The organism is Terasakiispira papahanaumokuakeensis (genome assembly GCF_001709345.1).
GTDB lineage: Bacteria > Pseudomonadota > Gammaproteobacteria > Pseudomonadales > Halomonadaceae > Terasakiispira > Terasakiispira papahanaumokuakeensis.
The window spans coordinates 1,300,433-1,320,468 of sequence record NZ_MDTQ01000001.1 but is presented as its reverse complement, the minus strand read 5'-3'; the positions used below and the strand labels follow the sequence as shown (position 1 = coordinate 1,320,468).

Annotated in this window: 15 protein-coding genes; 13 read left to right on the top strand and 2 right to left on the bottom strand. The window is 52.3% G+C overall.

Annotated elements, in window-relative coordinates:
- Window positions 1–5: 5 nt before the first annotated feature.
- From tssC to BFW38_RS05710, 7 genes are all read left to right on the top strand, one after another.
- Window positions 6–1,520: a type VI secretion system contractile sheath large subunit gene (gene tssC / locus BFW38_RS05740; RefSeq protein WP_068997517.1), complete on the top strand. Its 1,515-nt coding sequence runs from the start codon at window positions 6–8 to the stop codon at window positions 1,518–1,520.
- A gap of 107 nt (window positions 1,521–1,627) precedes the next feature.
- Window positions 1,628–2,113 carry a type VI secretion system baseplate subunit TssE gene (gene tssE / locus BFW38_RS05735; protein ID WP_068997516.1) on the top strand — a complete coding sequence of 162 codons (486 nt, stop codon included), beginning with the start codon at window positions 1,628–1,630 and terminating at the stop codon, window positions 2,111–2,113.
- Window positions 2,113–3,942: a type VI secretion system baseplate subunit TssF gene (gene tssF, locus BFW38_RS05730; RefSeq protein ID WP_068997515.1), complete on the top strand. Its 1,830-nt coding sequence runs from the start codon at window positions 2,113–2,115 to the stop codon at window positions 3,940–3,942. Before tssE ends, tssF begins: the two co-directional genes overlap by 1 nt.
- A complete protein-coding gene (tssG, locus tag BFW38_RS05725) occupies window positions 3,906–4,979 on the top strand; it encodes a type VI secretion system baseplate subunit TssG (protein ID WP_068997514.1) in 1,074 nt (357 codons plus the stop codon). Before tssF ends, tssG begins: the two co-directional genes overlap by 37 nt.
- Window positions 4,976–7,684, top strand: a complete 2,709-nt coding sequence (gene tssH, locus BFW38_RS05720) for a type VI secretion system ATPase TssH (RefSeq protein ID WP_068997513.1) — start codon at window positions 4,976–4,978, stop codon at window positions 7,682–7,684. The genes tssG and tssH overlap by 4 nt, the downstream gene beginning before the upstream one ends.
- A 41-nt stretch (window positions 7,685–7,725) precedes the next feature.
- Entirely contained in the window at window positions 7,726–11,565 is a 3,840-nt protein-coding gene (gene tssI / locus BFW38_RS05715; RefSeq protein ID WP_068997512.1) for a type VI secretion system tip protein TssI/VgrG, read from the top strand.
- A 1-nt stretch (window position 11,566) separates the two neighbouring features.
- Window positions 11,567–11,884: a hypothetical protein gene (locus BFW38_RS05710; protein ID WP_068997511.1), complete on the top strand. Its 318-nt coding sequence runs from the start codon at window positions 11,567–11,569 to the stop codon at window positions 11,882–11,884.
- Between the two features lie 26 nt (window positions 11,885–11,910).
- On the opposite strand, the gene BFW38_RS05705 is transcribed toward BFW38_RS05710, so the two are convergent.
- The gene (locus tag BFW38_RS05705; protein WP_068997510.1) at window positions 11,911–12,210 is read right to left on the bottom strand and encodes a hypothetical protein; all 300 of its coding nucleotides are present in this window, start codon (window positions 12,208–12,210) and stop codon (window positions 11,911–11,913) included.
- Window positions 12,211–12,262: 52 nt separating this feature from the next.
- Here BFW38_RS05705 and BFW38_RS18010 point away from each other — a divergent pair, with 52 nt between their 5' ends.
- From BFW38_RS18010 to BFW38_RS05685, 4 genes are all read left to right on the top strand, one after another.
- Window positions 12,263–15,589, top strand: a complete 3,327-nt coding sequence (locus BFW38_RS18010; RefSeq protein WP_068997509.1) for a DUF2345 domain-containing protein — start codon at window positions 12,263–12,265, stop codon at window positions 15,587–15,589.
- Complete coding sequence (locus tag BFW38_RS05695; protein ID WP_068997508.1) at window positions 15,589–16,017, top strand: hypothetical protein; 429 nt, start codon at window positions 15,589–15,591, stop codon at window positions 16,015–16,017. The genes BFW38_RS18010 and BFW38_RS05695 overlap by 1 nt, the downstream gene beginning before the upstream one ends.
- A 297-nt stretch (window positions 16,018–16,314) precedes the next feature.
- Window positions 16,315–17,289, top strand: a complete 975-nt coding sequence (locus tag BFW38_RS05690; RefSeq protein ID WP_068997507.1) for a hypothetical protein — start codon at window positions 16,315–16,317, stop codon at window positions 17,287–17,289.
- Window positions 17,290–17,306: 17 nt separating this feature from the next.
- Complete coding sequence (locus tag BFW38_RS05685; RefSeq protein ID WP_068997506.1) at window positions 17,307–18,047, top strand: hypothetical protein; 741 nt, start codon at window positions 17,307–17,309, stop codon at window positions 18,045–18,047.
- 219 nt (window positions 18,048–18,266) lie between these two features.
- Here the strand turns inward: BFW38_RS05685 and BFW38_RS05680 are convergent, their stop codons facing one another.
- Window positions 18,267–18,548 carry a hypothetical protein gene (locus BFW38_RS05680; RefSeq protein ID WP_068997505.1) on the bottom strand — a complete coding sequence of 94 codons (282 nt, stop codon included), beginning with the start codon at window positions 18,546–18,548 and terminating at the stop codon, window positions 18,267–18,269.
- A gap of 68 nt (window positions 18,549–18,616) precedes the next feature.
- On the opposite strand from BFW38_RS05680, the gene BFW38_RS05675 reads away from it, so the two are divergent.
- A complete protein-coding gene (locus BFW38_RS05675; RefSeq protein ID WP_068997504.1) occupies window positions 18,617–19,465 on the top strand; it encodes a hypothetical protein in 849 nt (282 codons plus the stop codon).
- A 62-nt stretch (window positions 19,466–19,527) separates the two neighbouring features.
- Window positions 19,528–19,869 carry a hypothetical protein gene (locus BFW38_RS05670; protein WP_068997503.1) on the top strand — a complete coding sequence of 114 codons (342 nt, stop codon included), beginning with the start codon at window positions 19,528–19,530 and terminating at the stop codon, window positions 19,867–19,869.
- The last annotated feature ends 167 nt before the right edge of the window (window positions 19,870–20,036 follow it).

Below are 20,036 nucleotides of genomic sequence, written 5' to 3'. Positions count from 1 at the left end.
GAAGCATGGCCGGATCCCAGCCCGACACTCAGACATTAGATGCGCAGCAGCAAGAAGAAACCCCGGAAGTTTTTGCGCCGGAATCATCACTGCTGGACAGTATCATCTCGGAAAGCCGTGTTGCCCGCTCAGATAGCGAGCGCTCGCGCACACGTGATTTGATTGATGAACTGGTCAACCAGGTGCTGGAAGGAGAACTCACCCCCAGTAAAGACCTGATTGCCGTGCTGGACTCTCGGATCGCGGAAATTGATTCGCTGTTATCAGATCAGCTCAATGAAATCATGCACGCCAACGAATTCCAGCAGCTGGAAGCCTCATGGCGTGGCTTGAAATACCTGACCGATCAGAGCGAAACCAGCACCAACATGAAGATCCATGTGTTCAATGCGTCGAAAAAGGATCTGTTGAAAGACCTGAAATCCGCATCTGAATTCGACCAAAGCGCGCTCTTCAAAAAGGTCTATGAAGAGGAATACGGCACCTTCGGTGGCGCGCCCTATGGCATGTTGATTGGTGACTATGAGTTTGGTCGTCACCCACAAGATGTTTACCTGCTGGAAGAAATTTCACACGTCGCCGCAGCGGCTCACGCGCCCTTTATCTCTTCGGCTTCCCCTGAGCTATTCGGCTGGGATTCCTTTACCGATATGAGTGGCCCGCGTGATCTGGCCAAGATCTTCGACACGGTCGAATACGCCAAGTGGAAATCCTTCCGTAACTCAGAAGACTCCCGCTATGTCGGCCTGACCTTGCCGCATGTTTTGGGCCGCTTGCCTTATGGTGAAGAAACCAACCCGGTTGAAGCATTTAACTTCACGGAAAGCGTCGATGGTCGCGAGCATAACAAGTACCTCTGGATGAATGCCGCTTATGCCATGGGGGCGCGTGTCACCGATGCCTTTTCTCGTTATGGCTGGTGTGTGGCGATTCGTGGGGTCGAAGGCGGTGGCCTGGTCGAAGACTTACCCACCCACACCTTCAAGACTGACGATGGCGAAGTGGCGCTGAAATGCCCTACTGAGCTGGCCATTACGGATCGTCGTGAGAAAGAACTGTCTGACTTGGGCTTTATCCCGCTGGTGCATTGTAAAGGCACCGATTATGCCGCCTTCTTCGGGGTGCAATCCGCGCAAAAAGCCAAGCAGTACAACACCGACATCGCCAACGCTAATGCGCGTTTGTCTTCACAGCTGCAATACATTTTCGCCACCTCGCGTATTGCTCACTTCATGAAGGCCATCATGCGTGACAAGGTGGGTAGCTTTGCTTCACGTCAAAACGTCGAAAGCTTCCTCAATGAATGGTTAGCCCAGTATGTCCTGCTGGATGACAACGCTGGCCAAGAAGCTAAGGCCAAGTATCCACTGCGCGAAGCACGCGTTGAAGTTGCTGAGATTCCGGGCAAACCCGGCGCTTATAAAGCAGTGACTTTCTTGCGTCCGCACTACCAGCTGGATGAATTGACCGCTTCACTGCGTTTGGTCTCAGAGCTGCCGCAATCGGCACGCGGCAACTGATCGGCACCCGATGCGAGCAGAGTAGTCGGCAGGCGGCACTCACTGAGCCCTATATCTTGGTGAGTTGTCGCCTGATTTAACCCCCAGGCCTGGAAAGGAATCACGTCATGTCACTCAGTCACCGACAAATGGTCCCCAGTCTGTTGGATCGTCTGATCGACGATATGCCCCAACAGCCGCACGACCCGACGCCTGGGCATCGCTGTTCAGTGGATCACTACCGCAGTAGCGTAGTGCGAGACCTGGAAATGCTGGTCAACACCCGACGCGATCTACTGGCTTATCAGCTGGATGCCTTTCCTTCTCTGCAAGGGTCAGTACTGGAATATGGCCTGCCCGACTTCACCAGCCGAGGCCTACACAGCAGCGTCGACCGCCACCGGATTCAACGTGAGCTAGAGCGCACTATCGAATGTGGCGATAACCGCTTTCGTAGCGTTCATGTGCAACTGGTCGATGTCGACCGGGGCGATCGCATCGTGCAATTCCGTATTGAAGCGCTGTTGGTGCTGCATGAGTCCAGTGAATTTGTCGCCTTTGATGCTGTGTTGCAAACCAGTACCCGTCAATACAAAGTTCAGAAGTTGCGCTGATGATCGACGACCTGCTGCCCTACTACGAACGTGAACTCTCTCACCTGCGCTTTTTAGGCCAGGAGTTCGCGAATCGTTACCCCAAGATCGCATCTCGCTTATTGATGAACGGCGATGACTGCGAAGATCCGCATGCGGAAAGGCTGATCGAATCCTTTGCCTTTCTCAGTTCGCGTATTCATAAAAAACTGGATGATGATTTCCCAGAGATTGTGGAATCATTTTTGGAAACGCTGTATCCGCACTATTTGCGGCCCACGCCAGCGCTCTCCATCACCCAGTTTGATCCGGGCCCTACGACCACCTTGACCGGGCGCTACCATCTACCACGGCACACCCGTCTGCATTCACGACCGATTGACGGCACGCCATGCCGTTTTCGAACCTGTTACCCGGTCGATGTCTGGCCCATTGAACTCCATCATGCCCGGCTGACTCGGTTGGAGCGCTCCTCTTTCAATAGCCATGGTAATGAACATGTGGCGCGCCTGACGCTGGGGCTCAAAACCATTGGCAACACCGACTTCAGCAAGCTCAATATCGATACACTGCGCTTCTTTTTAGATGGCGAAGGCAGTTTGATGCACCCGCTCTACGAGCTGCTGCTGAATAACACGGCCCAAATTCAAGTCCGTTTCGTGGATCAAGGCCACGAGCGCACCAAACGACTACCGCCATCCGCCATTCAGCCGGTGGGCTTTGCCGAAGATGAAGGGCTGATTGATTACGACGAGCGCTCTTTTCTGGGTTATCGGTTACTCCATGAGTACTTCTTGCTGCCGGAAAAGTTTCTCTTTCTGGATCTGACCGACCTACATAAAGCCATTGGCACTCACCCGGCAACACAGATCGAAATCGACCTGCTGTTCAGTGAGTTTGAGCAAGCCGAACCGCTGGCACGTTTAGCGCAAAACATCGATCGCAATAATTTCAAACTAGGTTGCACGCCCATTGTGAACTTGTTTCCACAGCAGGCGGAACCGATTCGACTCACGCATACCCGGCCAGAGTATCCGGTGGTGCCGGATGTCAGACATGCCAAAGCGACCGAGATCATCTCGGTCGATGAAGTGCTTCGCGTGATCAAAACCGCCCAGGAAGACCGGGTATTGCCCTGCCAGCCGTTATTCCACCCACACGATGGCAATGACGATGAGCATAAAAGTTACTGGACAGCTCGCCGCGTTAGCAACGAGGAAGACCAGGCCAACGATATGCGCTTGCGCTTGGTCGATAGTGAGCTGGAAATGCTCGATGCCAGCAGCGACACCTTGAGCTTAAAACTCACCTGTAGCAATCGGGATCTCCCACAGTTGATGAGTTTTGGCGCCCCTGAAGGCGATTTCACATTAGAGCGCGAGCAAGTGATTCCGCATATCCGCTGCTTACGCAAGCCCACGCCGAGCATCCGCCCGCCGTTGGGCAAAGGCATGGTCTGGCGATTGGTCTCACACCTCTCGCTGAACCACACCTCACTGGTCAGTCAGGGACGCGACAATCTGCTGGAGATGCTCTCGCTCTACAACTACCGCAAGGCATCGGCCACGCGTAAACAAATCAACGGCATTCTATCGATTGACAGTGCCCCAGTGATGACCCGTATCGGCCACCCCAGACCCAGTTTTGTTCGTGGTGTCGGCATTACGGTGGAGATGGATGAAAGCCAGTTTACCGGTAGCGGTATTTATCTTTTCGGTAAGGTGTTGGACCACTTTTTCGGTCAGTACTGCACCTTAAACAGTTTTACCCAGCTGACCTTACGGTCGCGTCAGCGTGAAGCGAGTTTAGTGACATGGCCACCCCGAAGCGGCACACAGCCCCTGGTCTAATCGACCAGGCACGCTCCGAGCCTTGGCGCTTCAGCTTCTTTCAGCTGGTGCGCTTGATGCGGCTGCATTACAGCCGCAGTGGCCGGATCGACCCTGAAAACCGTCCTCACCAGGACCCCTTGCGTTTTCGATCTTTGCTCTCGCTGAGCTTTCCCCCCAGCGAGGTCAGTGATCTGCGCTTTGAAGACCCACGGCGGGAATCCGCGCGGGGCGAACCGCTGACCGATATTCAAGTCACCTTTATGGGGCTGGTCGGCCCTTCAGGGGTATTACCGCGCCCTTATACGGAAATGCTGATCGAACGTCACATCGATAGCCGAGACGATGCGGCCCACGAATTCTTCGATCTGTTTTCACACCGGATGACGGCGCTGTTTTATCAAGCCTGGCAGAAATATCGGTTTTATATTGAGTATGAACGCCATGGCAGCAGCAACTTCGAAAAATCGTTACGCCACTTGCAAGGGCTCACCGCCCGTTCACTCAAACAACTCACCGATCGTCGCTCACTGGGCGCGCTGAAACCGGACCACTTCCACTGGTTTGCGGGTCACTGGTGCCAAAAGCCGCGTAATCATCAAAACCTGAAAGCGATGGTCGCACACCTGACCCAGCAAAACGCCCAAGTGCAACCTTTTGTCGGTCGCTGGATCACGCTGGCCAAAGATCAATGCACGCGTTTGGGCCAACGTAATAGTGCCCTCGGCACCGAAGCCATCGCCGGGCACCGTGTCCGCGATCACCAATCCTGTTTTCGGGTCGCGGTGGGCCCGATGACTGAAAACGCTTACCGCCAGCTGCTGCCAGGCCAACCCTTGCATGCGCAACTTGTGCGCATGATCCGGTTGTTTGCGGGTGCTCAGCTGGATTTTGAAATTGAACTGATACTCGATCGACATCACCTGCCCCGCCCTTGCCTGAGCCAGTCCCAGGGCGTCGTTTTGGGCGGTTTGGGCTGGCTTAAACGAGGAACCGGGCCTGCCCGCCAGGACGGCCATGGTGTGTTCAAAATTGCCTATGATGGAGCCACGGTGTGAATCTTAAATCCTTATTCGACAAGCTGGATGCGGACTGCCTCAAAGCCAGTGAAGGCGCCGCCGCCCTATGCCACTCGCACAATCAATTCGACGTCGACATTGAGCATCTACTCCTCAAATTGATTGATGACGACAACAACGATGTGCTGGCGATTTTCCGTTATTACGATGTCAGCTTGGAACAATTGTTGACCCAGCTAGACAACACCATTGCCACCTTTAAAACCGGCAATGACCGCACCCCAGTGCTGTCCACCCGACTGACCCACTGGCTAGAACAGGCCTGGGTCACCGCCTCGATCAATTACAGTGCACCGAAAGTACGCGGCGGCCATCTGCTGCTGACCTTGTTGGACGACCATGAACTGAGCCGAGTCGCCCGCAACGATGCGCCTGAACTGAATAAAATTCAGGTGGATGATCTGAAAGCCCACTTGGATGACTTTCTCGGCGACGCCCCGCACACAACGGGCCAAACACAAGACGGCGCCGATCCCCTCGCCCAATCCAACAGCGACCCTCAGGCGGCTTCGGGCACATCATCCGCCAAAAACGATGCCCGGACCCCAGCGCTGGATCAGTACACCATTAATCTCACTGCCAGTGCCCGCGAAGGCCGCATTGACCCAGTACTGGGCCGCGAAGATGAAGTCCGTCAGATGATTGATATTCTGACACGCCGCCGTCAGAACAACCCGATTCTGACGGGTGAAGCAGGGGTTGGGAAAACAGCGGTAGTTGAAGGGCTGGCCCTCCGGATTGCCCAAGGCGATGTACCGCTTCCCTTACAGGCGGTGGAGTTACGCACATTAGACCTTGGCTTGCTACAAGCAGGGGCTGGCGTCAAAGGTGAATTCGAAAATCGCCTGAAAAACGTGATTGAAGAAGTGCGCAAAAGCCTGCACCCGATCATCCTTTTTATTGATGAAGCCCACACCTTGATCGGCACCGGCGGTCAGGCCGGGCAAGGCGATGCCGCCAACCTGCTCAAGCCTGCGCTGGCGCGTGGCGAGCTGCGCACGATTGCCGCCACCACTTGGGCCGAGTACAAAAAGTACTTTGAAAAAGACGCCGCCCTGGCACGGCGCTTCCAGGTCGTCAAAGTCGAAGAGCCGGATGAAGCCACTGCAATCCAAATGTTGCGGGGGCTGACCGAACGGATGCAGGCGCACCATGGCGTCACGCTACGTGATGATGCCTTACGTCAAGCCGTTCGGTTATCTCACCGTTATATCACCGGGCGCCAACTGCCCGATAAGGCGGTTAGTGTGTTGGATACCGCTTGCGCACGCGTCGCACTGGCGCAATCGACCCAGCCCAGCGCGTTGGAAAATGCCTATCGTCGCATCGACAACCTGGAAGCGGAAATCGCCAGTCTCGAACGTGAAGCCCTTGAAGGTCACGACCACAGCGATGCGCTCGAGGCATTGGCTGACGCACTGGAAACGACCCAGCAGGAAGCCACGGCCCTAACCGAACGCTGGCAAGCTCAACAAGCCATTGTGGAACGGCTCAACGCACAGGAACAGGCCCTCGCCGATGCCCAAGATCCCGACGAAGCCGCCACACTGGCCCGTGAGTTGGGCACTATTCGCCAGGAGCTGACTGACGTTCAGGGCGATCAACCGCTGGTGCACGGCCATGTCGATGCCAATGTCATCGCCGAAGTCATCTCCGGCTGGACCGGTATTCCATTGGGTAAAATGCTGCGCGATGAAATCAGCACGGTACAACGTTTACCTCAACTGCTCAGCGAGCGTGTCCTCGGCCAGGATCATGCGCTAGAGGCGATCGGTCAACGGATCGCCATCTCCCGCGCGCAGCTTGAAGATCCAAACAAACCGATTGGCGTATTCTTGCTCCTCGGCCCCAGTGGCGTGGGTAAAACAGAAACCGCCCTGGCCTTGGCTGATACCCTCTATGGCGGTGAGCGTAATGTCATCACCATTAACATGTCCGAGTACCAAGAAGCCCACACCGTTTCCAGCCTGAAAGGCTCACCGCCGGGCTATGTCGGTTATGGTGAAGGGGGTGTGCTCACTGAAGCCGTCCGCCGTCGCCCCTACAGTGTTGTGCTGCTGGACGAAGTTGAGAAAGCCCACCCGGATGTCTTAGAGCTGTTCTTCCAGGTCTTCGACAAAGGCGTGCTAGATGATGGTGAAGGACGTGAAATCAACTTCCGCAATACCGTCATCTTGCTGACCTCCAATGTGGGCACTGACGCCATTATGGATCGCTGCTTGGGTAAAGATGAACGCCCCACCCCTGACAGCATCGTCGATGAATTGCGCGGCACCTTAAATACCGCTTTCAAACCGGCGTTCCTGGGCCGCTTAAGCATCGTGCCTTATTACCCGGTGCATGGCGACATCCTGCAACGCATTGTCGAGCTTAAACTGGCGCGCATCCAACAACGCTTCCAGCGCAACCATGGTGCCAATATTGAGTTCACGCCAGACGTTATTGAGGCCATCACCGCACGTAGTACCGACAGTGACAGTGGCGCTCGCAGCATCGATAACATTCTATCCGGCACCTTGATGCCTGAGCTGGCCGCTTATGTGCTCGATCGTATGGCCATGGGCGACCCCGTCGCGCATATGACCGTGAGCTTGGATGACGAAGGCCACTTCGCCTACAGCACCCAAGACGCCGATACCGATAACAGCCCTCAGGTCGATAATACGCAGGCGCTCCCCGCTTAAGCGGGGGCCCTGCCCTGTGATTAATCAAGGGAAGATGTGTCATGGCTGAACTGTCTTTTGTCGATAGCCTGCTGGAACAATTTGACGTGGCGCTATCCCAGCACCAACGTCTGCTGCGGCTACAAGTCCCCGCCGCGGGGGATCTGTTACCCCACCGATTGGTCGGGAAGGAAGCGCTCGGCGCCACTTTCCGCTACCGCCTGGATTGCTTGTCACAACAAGGGGATATTGAACTCAAATCCCTGATGGCGCAGGAAGCCACCCTCTCGATCATGCTGCCTGATGGCCGTTATCGCGATTTACATGGCCTGGTCGAAGAAGCCGTGATGCTGGGTGAAGATGGCGGCGTCTATTACTACCAGCTGACCTTAGTGCCCTGGTTCGCCATGTTGAAACTGGGCCGAGACAGCCGGATCTTCCAGAATCTGAATGTCATCGACATTGCCACCCAGGTCTTCCAAGGCCATGCGGTGTCCAAAGGCCGTTTTCGCTTTGATACCCGCCGGGACTATCCCGAGCGGAGTTACTGCGTGCAATACCGCGAGAGCGATTTCAATTTCGTTAGCCGCTTATTCGAAGAAGAAGGCCTCTTCTACTATTTCGAACATACTGCCGGCCAGCATACCCTCGTCATCACCGATGATGTCGACACCTGCAGCCCCGTCAGCCCGCAACAAATCCGCTTCCACCGCCAGGATGCGACGGAAACCGAAGACACCGTCACCCAATGGCGTGGCGTTCGACGCTTGCAGCCCAAACGCGTGACCGTCGGCAGTTTTGATTACAAACAACCGCCGCTCGATAAGCGCACCACACTGGATACTCAAGACGACCAAGGCAATCTGCCAGAGACCGAGCTGTACGACTATGCCGGAGAGTATTACTACCGTGAATTCGAGCGCGGCGAGCGCCTGGTGGATAACCGGTTGGAAGCCCATGAATCCCGGGCGAAACGCTTCTACGGTGCAGGCGGCATCCGCCACCTCAGCACTGGCGCCTGGTTTGAGCTGACCCAACATAGCCGACATGACACCGGTGGCGGTGAAGAGCGCGAATTTTTAATTCTGGGCCTCACGATTCATGCTGAAAACAGTCTACCGATGACGGCTCAACTTAAGCCGATGCCCGGTAGCCTACAAGACGAGATACAAGCGGCCAAACAGGCTCATGGCCTAACTCAGGAAGACCCCAACAGCGAGGCCGATGAAGCCCAGGCCGAAGCCTATCGCACCGGCGGCACCGGTCACTTCCTGATTGATTTCGAAGCCCAACGGCGCACCCATGCGTTTCGCAATCCCTTGCGCCATCCACGCCCGGTCGTCAGTGGCCCACAAACCGCGATTATCGTCGGGCCCGAAGGCGAAGAGGTCTACAGCGATCACTTGAATCGCGTCAAAGCCCACTTCCATTGGGATCGGCTCGGCCAGCGCAATGACCACGACAGCTGCTGGTTGCGGGTGGCACAAAATAACGCGGGCACCCAATGGGGCGGTGTGTTTACCCCTCGCATCGGGCAGGAAGTGCTGGTCGACTTTCTCGAAGGCGATGTTGACCGCCCGTTGATTACTGGTCGCATTTATAACGGCGAACAAACCCCAGAATGGCACAGCAACGGCTTGTTCAGCGGGTTTAAAAGCAAAACCTATCGCGGTGGTTTATTCAATGAACTGGTCCTCGATGATGCCACCGATCAGGAACGCATCAAGCTGAACTCTGAACAGAAGAAAACCCAGCTCAACTTGGGTTATCTGATTCATCAGCAAGGTAACTTCCGTGGCGCCTTCCGCGGTACCGGTTTTGATCTGCGCACCGATGCGTACGGCAGTGTACGGGCCAACAAAGGCCTCTATCTGACCAGCTTTGGACAACCCGAAGCCGCCGGTGAACAACTCGAACTGGACCCAGTTAAAACCCAGCTGGATGCGGCCTATGAGTTGAAAGACGGCCTCAGCAACAGCGCCACGGCCCATAACGCCGAGGCGCTGACCGCTAAAGACAACTTAAAAACCGCCAGCGAGCACACCAACCCTACTTATGGCCGCAGCGGTGGCGGAGGCGATCAAACCTCCGCCCAAGGGGCCACCGATGGCGGCGGCAAGGGTAAAGTCAAAGGCTTGGCCGCCCCCTGGCTTCACCTTGCCTCCCCGGCTGGCATCACTTTCAGCACGCCGGAGTCGCTGCACTTTGCCCAAACGCACGATTTCAGTGCCACCACCGGGCAAGACATGAACTTCAGCCAAGGCAAAAGCTGGGTCGCTGCTGCGCGTGAAAAGCTCTCGCTATTCGTTGAAAAAGCCGGGATCAAACTCTTCGCAGGTAAGCAAAAAGTGGAGATTCAGGCCCAAAGCGACAACCTGGAGCTGACTTCCAAACAAGACAACACCACCACTTCCACCGAAAGCAAAATCGACCTGGCCGCCGCGGAAGAAGTCCTTTTGGTCAGCGGTGGCGCCTATGTCCGCATCAAAGGCGGCAATATCGAACTCCACGCCCCCGGCAAAGTGGAATTCTTCGGTGCCATGAAAAGCTTCACCGGCCCGGCCCAACAGGCCTACGAACTGCCGACCCTGCCGGACACCGAAAAAACCCAACTTCTGCTGCACCACACCTACGGTAACGACGAACCCGTCGCCCTGGCGCAATACAAAGCCACCTTCCCCGACGGCAGTACCCGCACCGGCCAACTGGACAGCCAAGGCAAAGCCACCCTCGACGGCGTCCCCCCCGGCTGCGCCTTCGTCGACTACCACACACAACCCGACCCCATTAACCCGGACGGTAGTTGCTTCCCGAAAGACAAAGAAGGCCCGCCCGACATCTCCATGCTGGCGCAACGGGACACGCCTGCACCAGAACCCGAGCCAGAGACAACATCGGAAACAGAGCCTGAATACACATTCGGCGAAGAAGCCACCAAAGTCTTATCCGACAAATGGGATGGCTTCACCGGTAGCGTCGCGACTGGAGTGGCAGCACTACCTTTTGTCGGCGATGATGCCTCGCGTGCCCAAGCCCGTGCAGACGTTTGGCAAGGCGTAAAAGACCAATATAATGGCATCAGAGCCCTCAGCGGCCCGAATATTCTGGACCTCGGCGAAAGCGCCATCGGCCTTGTCACCGGCGATCCAGAAAAAGCCGCCGCAGCCAGCGAACAATGGAATGAAACCAAAAACGCCTGGAGCAACGTCGCAGACAACGCCATTGACAGCTGGAACGAAGCCGAGCAACGTAATGGTACCCTAGGCGCTCTCGAAATGAGCACATTTGCGATTGGCTCAGAATTCCTCGGCGGCAAAGGCACCGGCGCCGTCAGCACAGCAGGACGCGTGGGCCATGCGGCGGAAGATGCTGCGGGGGCGGCAAGGCGGGCTAGCACACCAAGCTTTGCAGGTGACTTTAAAGCTGGAAAGAGTAGAAACTGGAGCAAGGAATTAAATAATCCAACTCCGAACTCTATTTATCGTATTGATGGTAATACCTTTCAGGTTGATGAGCTTGGGCGTACAAGCTTAGTCGATATACCTCAATTAAGATTAAATACTTCTGCAAGAAACTCATATCAGCAAGTAGTAGCAGGCAGAGCAGACCGATTAGATACAGATGTTGGAGGCCATTTGCTTGGTTCTCAATTTGGTGGGCCAGGTGAAGGTATTAACATTGTCGCAATGGACCGGGCGCTCAATAGTAACTCTCGAACATTGGGACAATTTGGTCAACTTGAAACAAAATGGGCAAATAAAATAAGAGCTGGTGACTCAGTTGGTGTAAAAATCAGTCCTGTATATGAAGGCACATCATTACGCCCAGCTCGCTTCGACATCACTGAAACAATAAATGGTGAAGAAACTTTTTATCGCTTACTAAATAAGCCTGGAGGTTAAATTGAGCAAACAAGAATTTAAAACAGCCATTAACTTGCTTCTAAAAAAGGCTCCTGAGAACTGGTCTGAATTACAAGTGCGCTATCAATACTTTGATGGCGCCATGAAAATCAAAACATACTCTAGAGTTAATGATAAGCAGGACTGGCAACCATTTAACTTTGGTAGTTTTGATTTGATGGATTTTTTTGATAACTATCGATCAAAAAGTCATCCAAAACTGGACAAGCCTTGGAGCGTATTAATTTTAACTGTTCACAAAGATCATTCAGCTAAAATTGAATACGAGTATGGAGACCCGAATATATTAGGCGGCTAACTTTTTGACAGTTAGCCGATATATTCCTACTGTGTAAAAACCTCAAATTTACCGTCGCTCGTTATTCTAACAGTGACGGTATTCCACGTATTTCCTTCGGCCTTCATTAGTGCCTGTAACTCCTTCGCTGCATTCATAGGTGCAATGCAATTATCCGGCTGGAAAGGCTTTTCAGTTTCTGTCTCACTGTCGGTATAACGAAAGTTAGCATCCAGCTCATTACCACTAATTGATGCTTGCATATAAGCGCTTTGCCAGTTACTAGGCAATGAGTCTGCCATGCTTTCGCAGATGCATTGCATAAGTTCATCTTTTGAGTAGTTCATATCTGACACTCTTTAGTTGCTTACTGAAAGTTGGCTAGCTGTATTTTTAAGTATGCCGCCAGTACACAGCTATGTCGATGGCAATATTATCACCGATGATGTCGATACCTGTACCCCGGTCAGCCCGCAACAAATTCGCTTCCACCGTCAGGATGCAACGGAAACCGAAGACACCATTACGCAATGGCGTGGTGTCCGCCGTTTGCAGCCTAAACGCGTCACCGTTGGCAGTTTTGATTACAAGCAACCGCCGCTTGAAAAACGGACAACGCTCGACACTCAGGATGATCAAGGCAACCTGCCGGAAACCGAGCTGTACGACTATGCCGGGGAATATTACTACCATGAATTCGACCGTGGCGAACGCTTGGTCGATAACCGGTTAGAGGCCCATGAATCTCGGGCCAAGCGCTTCTATGGCGCAGGCGGCATCCGCCACCTCAGCACCGGGGCTTGGTTTGAGCTGACCCAACATAGCCGACATGACACCGGCGGTGGTGAAGAGCGCGAATTTCTGATTCTGGGCCTCTCTATTCACGCCGAAAACAGCTTGCCGATGACCGCCCAGCTCAAACCGATGCCAGGCAGTTTGCAAACGGAAATCCAAGCCGCCAAAGAAGCCCATGGCTTAACCCAAGAAGACCCGGAAAACGATACCGATGAGGCTCAGGCCGACGCTTATCGCACCGGCGGGACCGGTCACTTCCTGATCGACTTCGAAGCCCAACGACGCACCCATGCGTTTCGCAACCCCTTGCGCCACCCACGCCCGGTTGTCAGTGGCCCACAAACCGCGATTATCGTCGGGCCTGAAGGCGAAGAGGTCTACAGCGATCACTTGAATCGCGTCAAAGCTCACTTCCATTGGGATCGACAAGGCCAGCGCAATGATCATGACAGCTGCTGGTTGCGAGTGGCGCAAAATAACGCCGGTACTCAGTGGGGCGGTGTGTTTACCCCTCGCATCGGGCAGGAAGTGCTGGTCGATTTTCTCGAAGGCGATGTTGACCGCCCGCTGATTACCGGCCGCATTTATAACGGCGAACAAACCCCGGAATGGCACAGCAATGGCTTGTTCAGCGGGTTTAAAAGTAAGACCTATCGCGGCGGTTTATTTAACGAGCTGGTGCTCGACGACGCCACCGACCAGGAACGCATCAAGCTCAACTCTGAACAGAAAAAAACCCAACTTAACTTGGGTTATCTGATTCATCAGCAAGGCAACTTCCGTGGCGCTTTTCGCGGTACCGGTTTTGATCTGCGTACCGATGCCTACGGCAGTGTGCGGGCCAACAAAGGCCTTTACCTGACCAGCTTTGGCCAGCCTGAAGCCGCCGGTGAACAGCTCGAACTGGATCCAGTCAAAACCCAGCTGGATGCGGCCTATGAGTTGAAAAACAGCCTCAGCAACAGCGCCACGGCCCATAACGCCGAGGCCCTGACCGCTAAAGACAACTTAAAAACCGCCAGCGACCACACCACCCCCACTTACGGTCGCAGCGGTGGCGGCGGCGATCAAACCTCCGCTCAAGGGGCCACCGATGGTGGCGGCAAGGGTCAAGTCAAAGGCCTAGATGCCCCCTGGCTGCACCTCGCCTCCCCGGCAGGCATCACCCTGAGCACCCCGGAATCCCTGCACTTTGCCCAAACCCACGATTTCAGTGCCACCACCGGGCAAGACATGAACTTCAGCCAGGGCAAAAACTGGGTCGCCGCTGCGCGCGAAAAACTCTCGCTATTCGTTGAAAAAGCTGGGATCAAACTCTTCGCAGGCAAGCAAAAAGTCGAGATTCAGGCTCAAAGCGACAACCTGGAACTGACCTCCAAACAGGACAACACCACTACCTCCACCGAAAGCAACATCGACCTGGCGGCGGCGGAAGAAGTCCTGCTCGTCAGCGGCGGCGCTTATGTCCGCATCAAAGGTGGCAACATCGAACTCCACGCCCCGGGCAAAGTGGAATTCTTCGGCGCCATGAAAAGCTTCACCGGCCCGACTCAGCAGGCCTACGAACTCCCACCCCTGCCGGACACCGAAAACACTCAGCTCAAACTACACCACACTTACGGTAACGACGAACCCGTCGCCCTGGCCCAATACCAAGCCACCTTCCCCGACGGCAGCACACGCACCGGCCAACTGGACAACCAAGGCAAAGCCACCCTCGACGGCGTCCCCCCCGGCTGCGCCTTCGTCGACTACCATACACAACCCGACCCCATTAACCCCGAGGGCAAACCCTGGAACAAACCCAAAGAAGGCCCGCCCGACATCTCCATGTTGTCACAACCTTCCTCCAGCCAGCCGGAAGAAGAGGAAGAGACACTCAGTACAGCTGAACAGCTCAAACAAAAAGCGGGCCAATACAACCAGCGGGCCACCGACCTGCGCGAGCAACTCAACAACAACCCCGACGGCAAAAGCCACGAGGAAGCGCTGGCATTACAAGACCAAGTCACCCAGCTTAACGCTGATACCCAACAACTACGGGAAGACTTAAACGAAGCGGCACGATCAGGCGAAATCACCGGCAGCGACCTTACCGACGCGTTATACGACGTCGACGACGCCGCCAACCGCGCCAACAACCTGCGCCCAGAAGCGGCACGCCAAGTACAATACGCCTCCCCCAACGGCCAACAAGCACGTGAAGTCGCCGAACTCGTCGTCCCCGGATTCGGCACCTTAACCGACGCCAAAGACATCGCCCAACTCCTCTCCACCGGGCAATACGGCGCCGCGGCAGGCATGACAGGCCTCGCCATCGCCTCCATCTTCCCACTCGCCCGCGCAGCGCGTAAAGTAGGCAGAACAAGTGACGCAGCGGAAGATGTAGCAAGTGCGGCAAAGCGGGTTGATGAGGTTCCAAGCAGTTCTAGGGTCGTGACTGCTTCGAACCGTGCTGAACTGGAGCAACAATTAATATCCCGCTTGGGAAGTGATATAAAAAATAACCCATTGCGCCAAGAGTACGAAGCTAAAGTTGCTGAACTGGCAAAATATCAACAGGGTCTCACTGATCATTCTATTCGAGATAAGGCGGTAGCAAATATGGCTAATTTGCCTGGCTCAGAAAAAGCACTGGCAGAGAGGGCAAATAATGCCCGTCGCCAGCTGGGTGTTGAGTATAAAAATCTCACTCCAGAACCATTACGAGACTATATATATGATGTTAACCTTAAACGTTACGGCGATCCTTTAGGGCCTAACGTGGATGTACTGGCTCAAAGAGGTAAAACTTATTCTCAAATAGTTGAAAGTGCTTCACGACCGAATCCTGATGTAAACAAATTACTTGATGGGTTTGGCAAATGGTTATCAAAACAACCAGATGACTACATACAAAAGCACATACATTTATTAGACGGAATCAACTAATGAGCACTAAATTATTAAGAAACAGAGATATTTTTAACTATATTCTTGAGTACGATACTTCAACCGGCCCTCTAAATGAAGTTTCGGCCTTAAACGTGCCAGAGAAAAAAATTGAAAAACTAGGCAACTACATCAAACTAGATAAAATTTATTATGGAGTATATGCCACACCAGATGGACCATGCTTCTTTTTTAACAATCAAAAAATTTTATTAAACGACCCCAAAGTGAAATTTGAGCACTCAAAAGGAAAAGAACAGCACTATTTTAGACTCACTTATAACGGAGAGATAAAAATTGATCTAAAATATGACCATTGGGATGATATAGATATAGATCCTTGGGCGGAAGAAGACTTCATAGATTTTTTTATCTGGCTGACTAAGTCTTCAGGCAATCAAGAATTCATCAGCATGTGGACTGAGTAATGTATCTTCCAGTTAGTAGGTATAAGAGAAGATCAGGGATCTTTGATGCTTGGCTAAAGGTAGCCTAGGAATTAGCAAAAGACTGAGATTAACTATGGCAGACTAAGTAGTCACCAGAAATTGCAGCGATAAGCCAACGCCATTTTCAGATTGATAGAATACAAAGCCCTGTTCATGCATGAGCTGGGCTTTTCTTTTATGATTGCATGTTTGTCATAATGCATGCCAATAACAACAGCCGTCTCAATACTGGGTAGCAGTGCCATGATATAAAAACCCTTTCGGTACTGTACTGACTTGAGAGAACAACTCAACAACAACCCCAATGGCAGAAGCCACAAGGAAGCCCTTGCGTTACAGGACGAAGTCACCCGACTTAACGCGGATGCCCAGCAACTGCGGCAAGACTTAAACGAAGCCGTTCGATCAGGCGAAATTACCGGCAGCGACCTCCCTAAAGCGTTATACGACGTCGACGACGCCGCCAACCGCGCCAAAAACCTGCGCCCAGAAGCGGCACGCCAAGTACAATACGCCTCCCCCAACGGCCAACAAGCACGTGAAGTCGCCGAACTCGTCGTCCCCGGATTCGGCACCTTAACCGACGCCAAAGACATCGCCCAACTCCTCTCCACCGGGCAATACGGCGCCGCGGCAGGCATGACAGGCCTCGCCATCGCCTCCATCTTCCCTCCCTTCCGCGCAGCGCGTAAAGTAGGCAGAACAAGTGACGCAGCGGAAGATGTAGCAAGTGCGGCAGGCCGGGTAGAACGTAAAAACAATACTGATGATCTTATTTTCCGAAGTGATAACAATTTCCGAGCACGCCAAGGTGCTAAACGAGGGCGGTTGAAGTCTTATATCGATGATAACGGAAACTTGGTTCCAGCCAACCCTAATGGAAAAGCAACAGTCATTGACCATATTAGAGGATCAGAGCCCCGCAAAAGTGATAGCCCGTATACATCATTCTCATCTTCCCAAACCTCTGGGAAGTCATACGGTGACACGTCTTTCTCGTTAGATGTAAAACGTTTGCAATCAGACATCGACAATGGATTAGTTAATGATGTTGAAGTCGTTGACCACAACAACTTGTTGAAAATTCACGACGATGCCGTTCAAAAAGCTCAGATAAGATATGATAGCCATCCATCGACAAAGAACTTAGAACGACTAGATGCAGCAAGACTCAGTAGGAGCAACTCTATTCGAGATCAAGAAGTGTTGGTAAAAGGTATTGTGCCTAGTCAATATTTGAATTTTAAATAAAAATTACTGGAGACCGTATGTTGTCACCTCACTCTGAAGAATATAAAGCACTTTATACAGATGAATTTGGAGACGTTGTTGGACTTGATGAGGTCCAACTTCTTGACCCCCCTTTAGAAGAACGGGTACCGTTATTATCAAAAATATTGAACTCGTCTGATCACTATCTATCATATCAAGCCACGTTGATTCTGACTGCTTGGGGAAAAGATATCGGCCTTGAAAACTTAGAAAAAATTGTAAACAACGAGGAGGTTTCAAACAGTGATTTTTCACCGAATCGCATAACAAATGAAGACAATGTATATGATGAGTTATCATATGCAGTTCATTTGTACGGATTATCGGGAGGAGATAGGAGCAATATGCTAAGAATTTTTAAAAAGATCTTATCAATTTATCCTAAATATTTCTTTGAGTCCAAACTCAAACATAGCTTACTAAAAAATCAATTTATTGAACTTATCCCCTCCGTCGAAAATGCAATCAAGGAAACCCTACTCAATAAAAAATATTACCAAGCCAGCCAGCTCTTACCAGTTTTAACTAAACTAGATTCTGAAAAAGGCTGGCAGACAGTTCAAAAATTCATAGCCTTGCCCAAGTCTACCCCAGACTCCGCTGCTAATATAGCAGAAGCATTAAAATATTGTACTAATCATGAAGTTCTCACTGTATTGCAACAGTACGCATTAAGCAAAAACCCCGGAGTTGCAGAGGAAGCCAGAAACTCTTTGGAGTATATTTCAAACCAATAAATTCACTGCCCAGATTTTTCTGGGCAGTGAATACAAAATCATTTGAAATTTTAGACTAACCGCATTATTTGACTGAAGAACCTTTCATTTAAATAATAACAGGCATAAAAAATCAAACAAGTCAAGTCAAAACAAAACTCAATCATTAAGAAAAAGAGACATTTTAAATATATTCTTGAGCACAGCACTTCAACCGGTCCTCCAAATGAGGTTTCGGCTTTAAACTTGCCAGACTCCGTCCCTGGCAAAGTGGAATTCTTCGGCGCCATGAAAAGCTTCACCGGCCCGACCCAGCAGGCCTACGAACTCCCGCCCCTGCCGGACACCGAAAACACTCAGCTCAAACTGCACCATACCTACGGTAACGACGAACCCGTCGCCCTGGCCCAATACCAAGCCACCTTCCCCGACGGCAGCACCCGCACCGGCCAACTGGGCAGCCAAGGCAAAGCCACCCTCGACGGCATCCCCCCGGCTGCGCCTTCGTCGACTACCATACACAACCCGACCCCATTAACCTGGACGGGAGTTGCTTCCCGAAAGACAAAGAAGGCCCACCCGACATCTCCATGTTGGCGCAGCCGACACCCAGCCAGCCGGAAGAAGAGGAAGAGACACTCAGTACAGCTGAACAGCTCAAACAAAAAGCGGGCCAATACAACCAGCGGGCCACCGACCTGCGCGAGCAACTCAACAACAACCCCAATGGCAAAAGCCACGAGGAAGCGCTGGCATTACAAGACGAAGTCACCCGACTGAACGCTGATACCCAGCAACTGCAGGAAGACTTAAACGAAGCCGCCCGAGCAGGCGACCTCACCGACGCGTTATACGACGTCGACGACGCCGCCAACCGCGCCAACAACCTGCGCCCAGAAGCGGCACGCCAAGTGCAATACGCCTCCCACAACGGCCAACAAGCACAAGCAGTGGCCGAACTCGTCGTCCCCGGATTAGGCACCTTAACCGACGCCAAAAACATCGCCCAACTCCTCTCCACCGGGCAATACGGCGCCGCGGCAGGCATGACAGGCCTCGCCATCGCCTCCATCTTCCCTCCCTTCCGCGCAGCGCGTAAAGTAGGCAGAACAAGTGACGCCGCGGAAGATGTTGCAAGTGCTTCTAAGCAGTTAGGCCGCTCCGCAGCGAGAAGGGTGCCAGGTAGAGTACAGTCACGAATTAATGTTTCTAATGAAGGCTGGGAACATACATTAAACAGACATTTTAATAGTTCAAGGGCTCAAAATAAGAGTCAATTCACGATATCAGAAGATGAGTTAAAAGGCTTACTATCGTCTAAAGAGATCATACAATCACCAGCCAGGAGCTTAGAAACTGGAAATTATGCAAGGACCATTGAAATGGACGAACCTATTGGGCGTCTAGCTCAAAAGTGGGGGGGGAGAAAAAACAAATAAATTATCCATAGTCACAGACTTAGAAGGGAATTTACTTACAGCTACACCGGGAGATATATAGCATGAGTGAAAAAATATTAGAAGCCGACATCGTTAAAGATATAGAAAATATGAATGAAAAATTCAAAAACCTAGAACTTATAAATAAATACTTTTATGAGCAAATAGAGCATAAAGGCATAGAAATTTCAAAGTCAACATTAATAAATATATTTCCCGATGGAAGCAATACATATAGTGGGAAAATAATAGATCAAAATGACATACTATATTTTTTCGACTTAGATATGGACAATAAAGATTATTCAATCTGGAATAAGATTGAGGGCAAAGAACTAGAAAAAAACCATCAGTTAACAAGAGTAATTGCAGCATTTAAAATACATCACTCTAATTTAACATAACGGTATGCGTTAAAATATTTCCCACCCGATACTTGGAGGGTGTTCATATTTCTGTGTCACCCGATGCTTAGAGATCCACATCACCGTCGATACCAACCTTGGCAGCACCAAGGTATTGGTAGGAGCTTGCTTTCAAGCGATTGCAGGCCGCTTATTCGCCTGCGAGC

Coding starts and splice junctions, on each gene's coding strand:
- tssC (WP_068997517.1), top strand. CDS start 6: ATGGCCGGATCCCAGCCCGACACTCAGACATTAGATGCGCAGCAGCAA.
- tssE (WP_068997516.1), top strand. CDS start 1,628: ATGTCACTCAGTCACCGACAAATGGTCCCCAGTCTGTTGGATCGTCTG.
- tssF (WP_068997515.1), top strand. CDS start 2,113: ATGATCGACGACCTGCTGCCCTACTACGAACGTGAACTCTCTCACCTG.
- tssG (WP_068997514.1), top strand. CDS start 3,906: ATGGCCACCCCGAAGCGGCACACAGCCCCTGGTCTAATCGACCAGGCA.
- tssI (WP_068997512.1), top strand. CDS start 7,726: ATGGCTGAACTGTCTTTTGTCGATAGCCTGCTGGAACAATTTGACGTG.
- BFW38_RS05705 (WP_068997510.1), bottom strand. CDS start 12,210: ATGAACTACTCAAAAGATGAACTTATGCAATGCATCTGCGAAAGCATG.
- BFW38_RS18010 (WP_068997509.1), top strand. CDS start 12,263: ATGCCGCCAGTACACAGCTATGTCGATGGCAATATTATCACCGATGAT.
- BFW38_RS05695 (WP_068997508.1), top strand. CDS start 15,589: ATGAGCACTAAATTATTAAGAAACAGAGATATTTTTAACTATATTCTT.
- BFW38_RS05685 (WP_068997506.1), top strand. CDS start 17,307: ATGTTGTCACCTCACTCTGAAGAATATAAAGCACTTTATACAGATGAA.
- BFW38_RS05675 (WP_068997504.1), top strand. CDS start 18,617: ATGTTGGCGCAGCCGACACCCAGCCAGCCGGAAGAAGAGGAAGAGACA.
- BFW38_RS05670 (WP_068997503.1), top strand. CDS start 19,528: ATGAGTGAAAAAATATTAGAAGCCGACATCGTTAAAGATATAGAAAAT.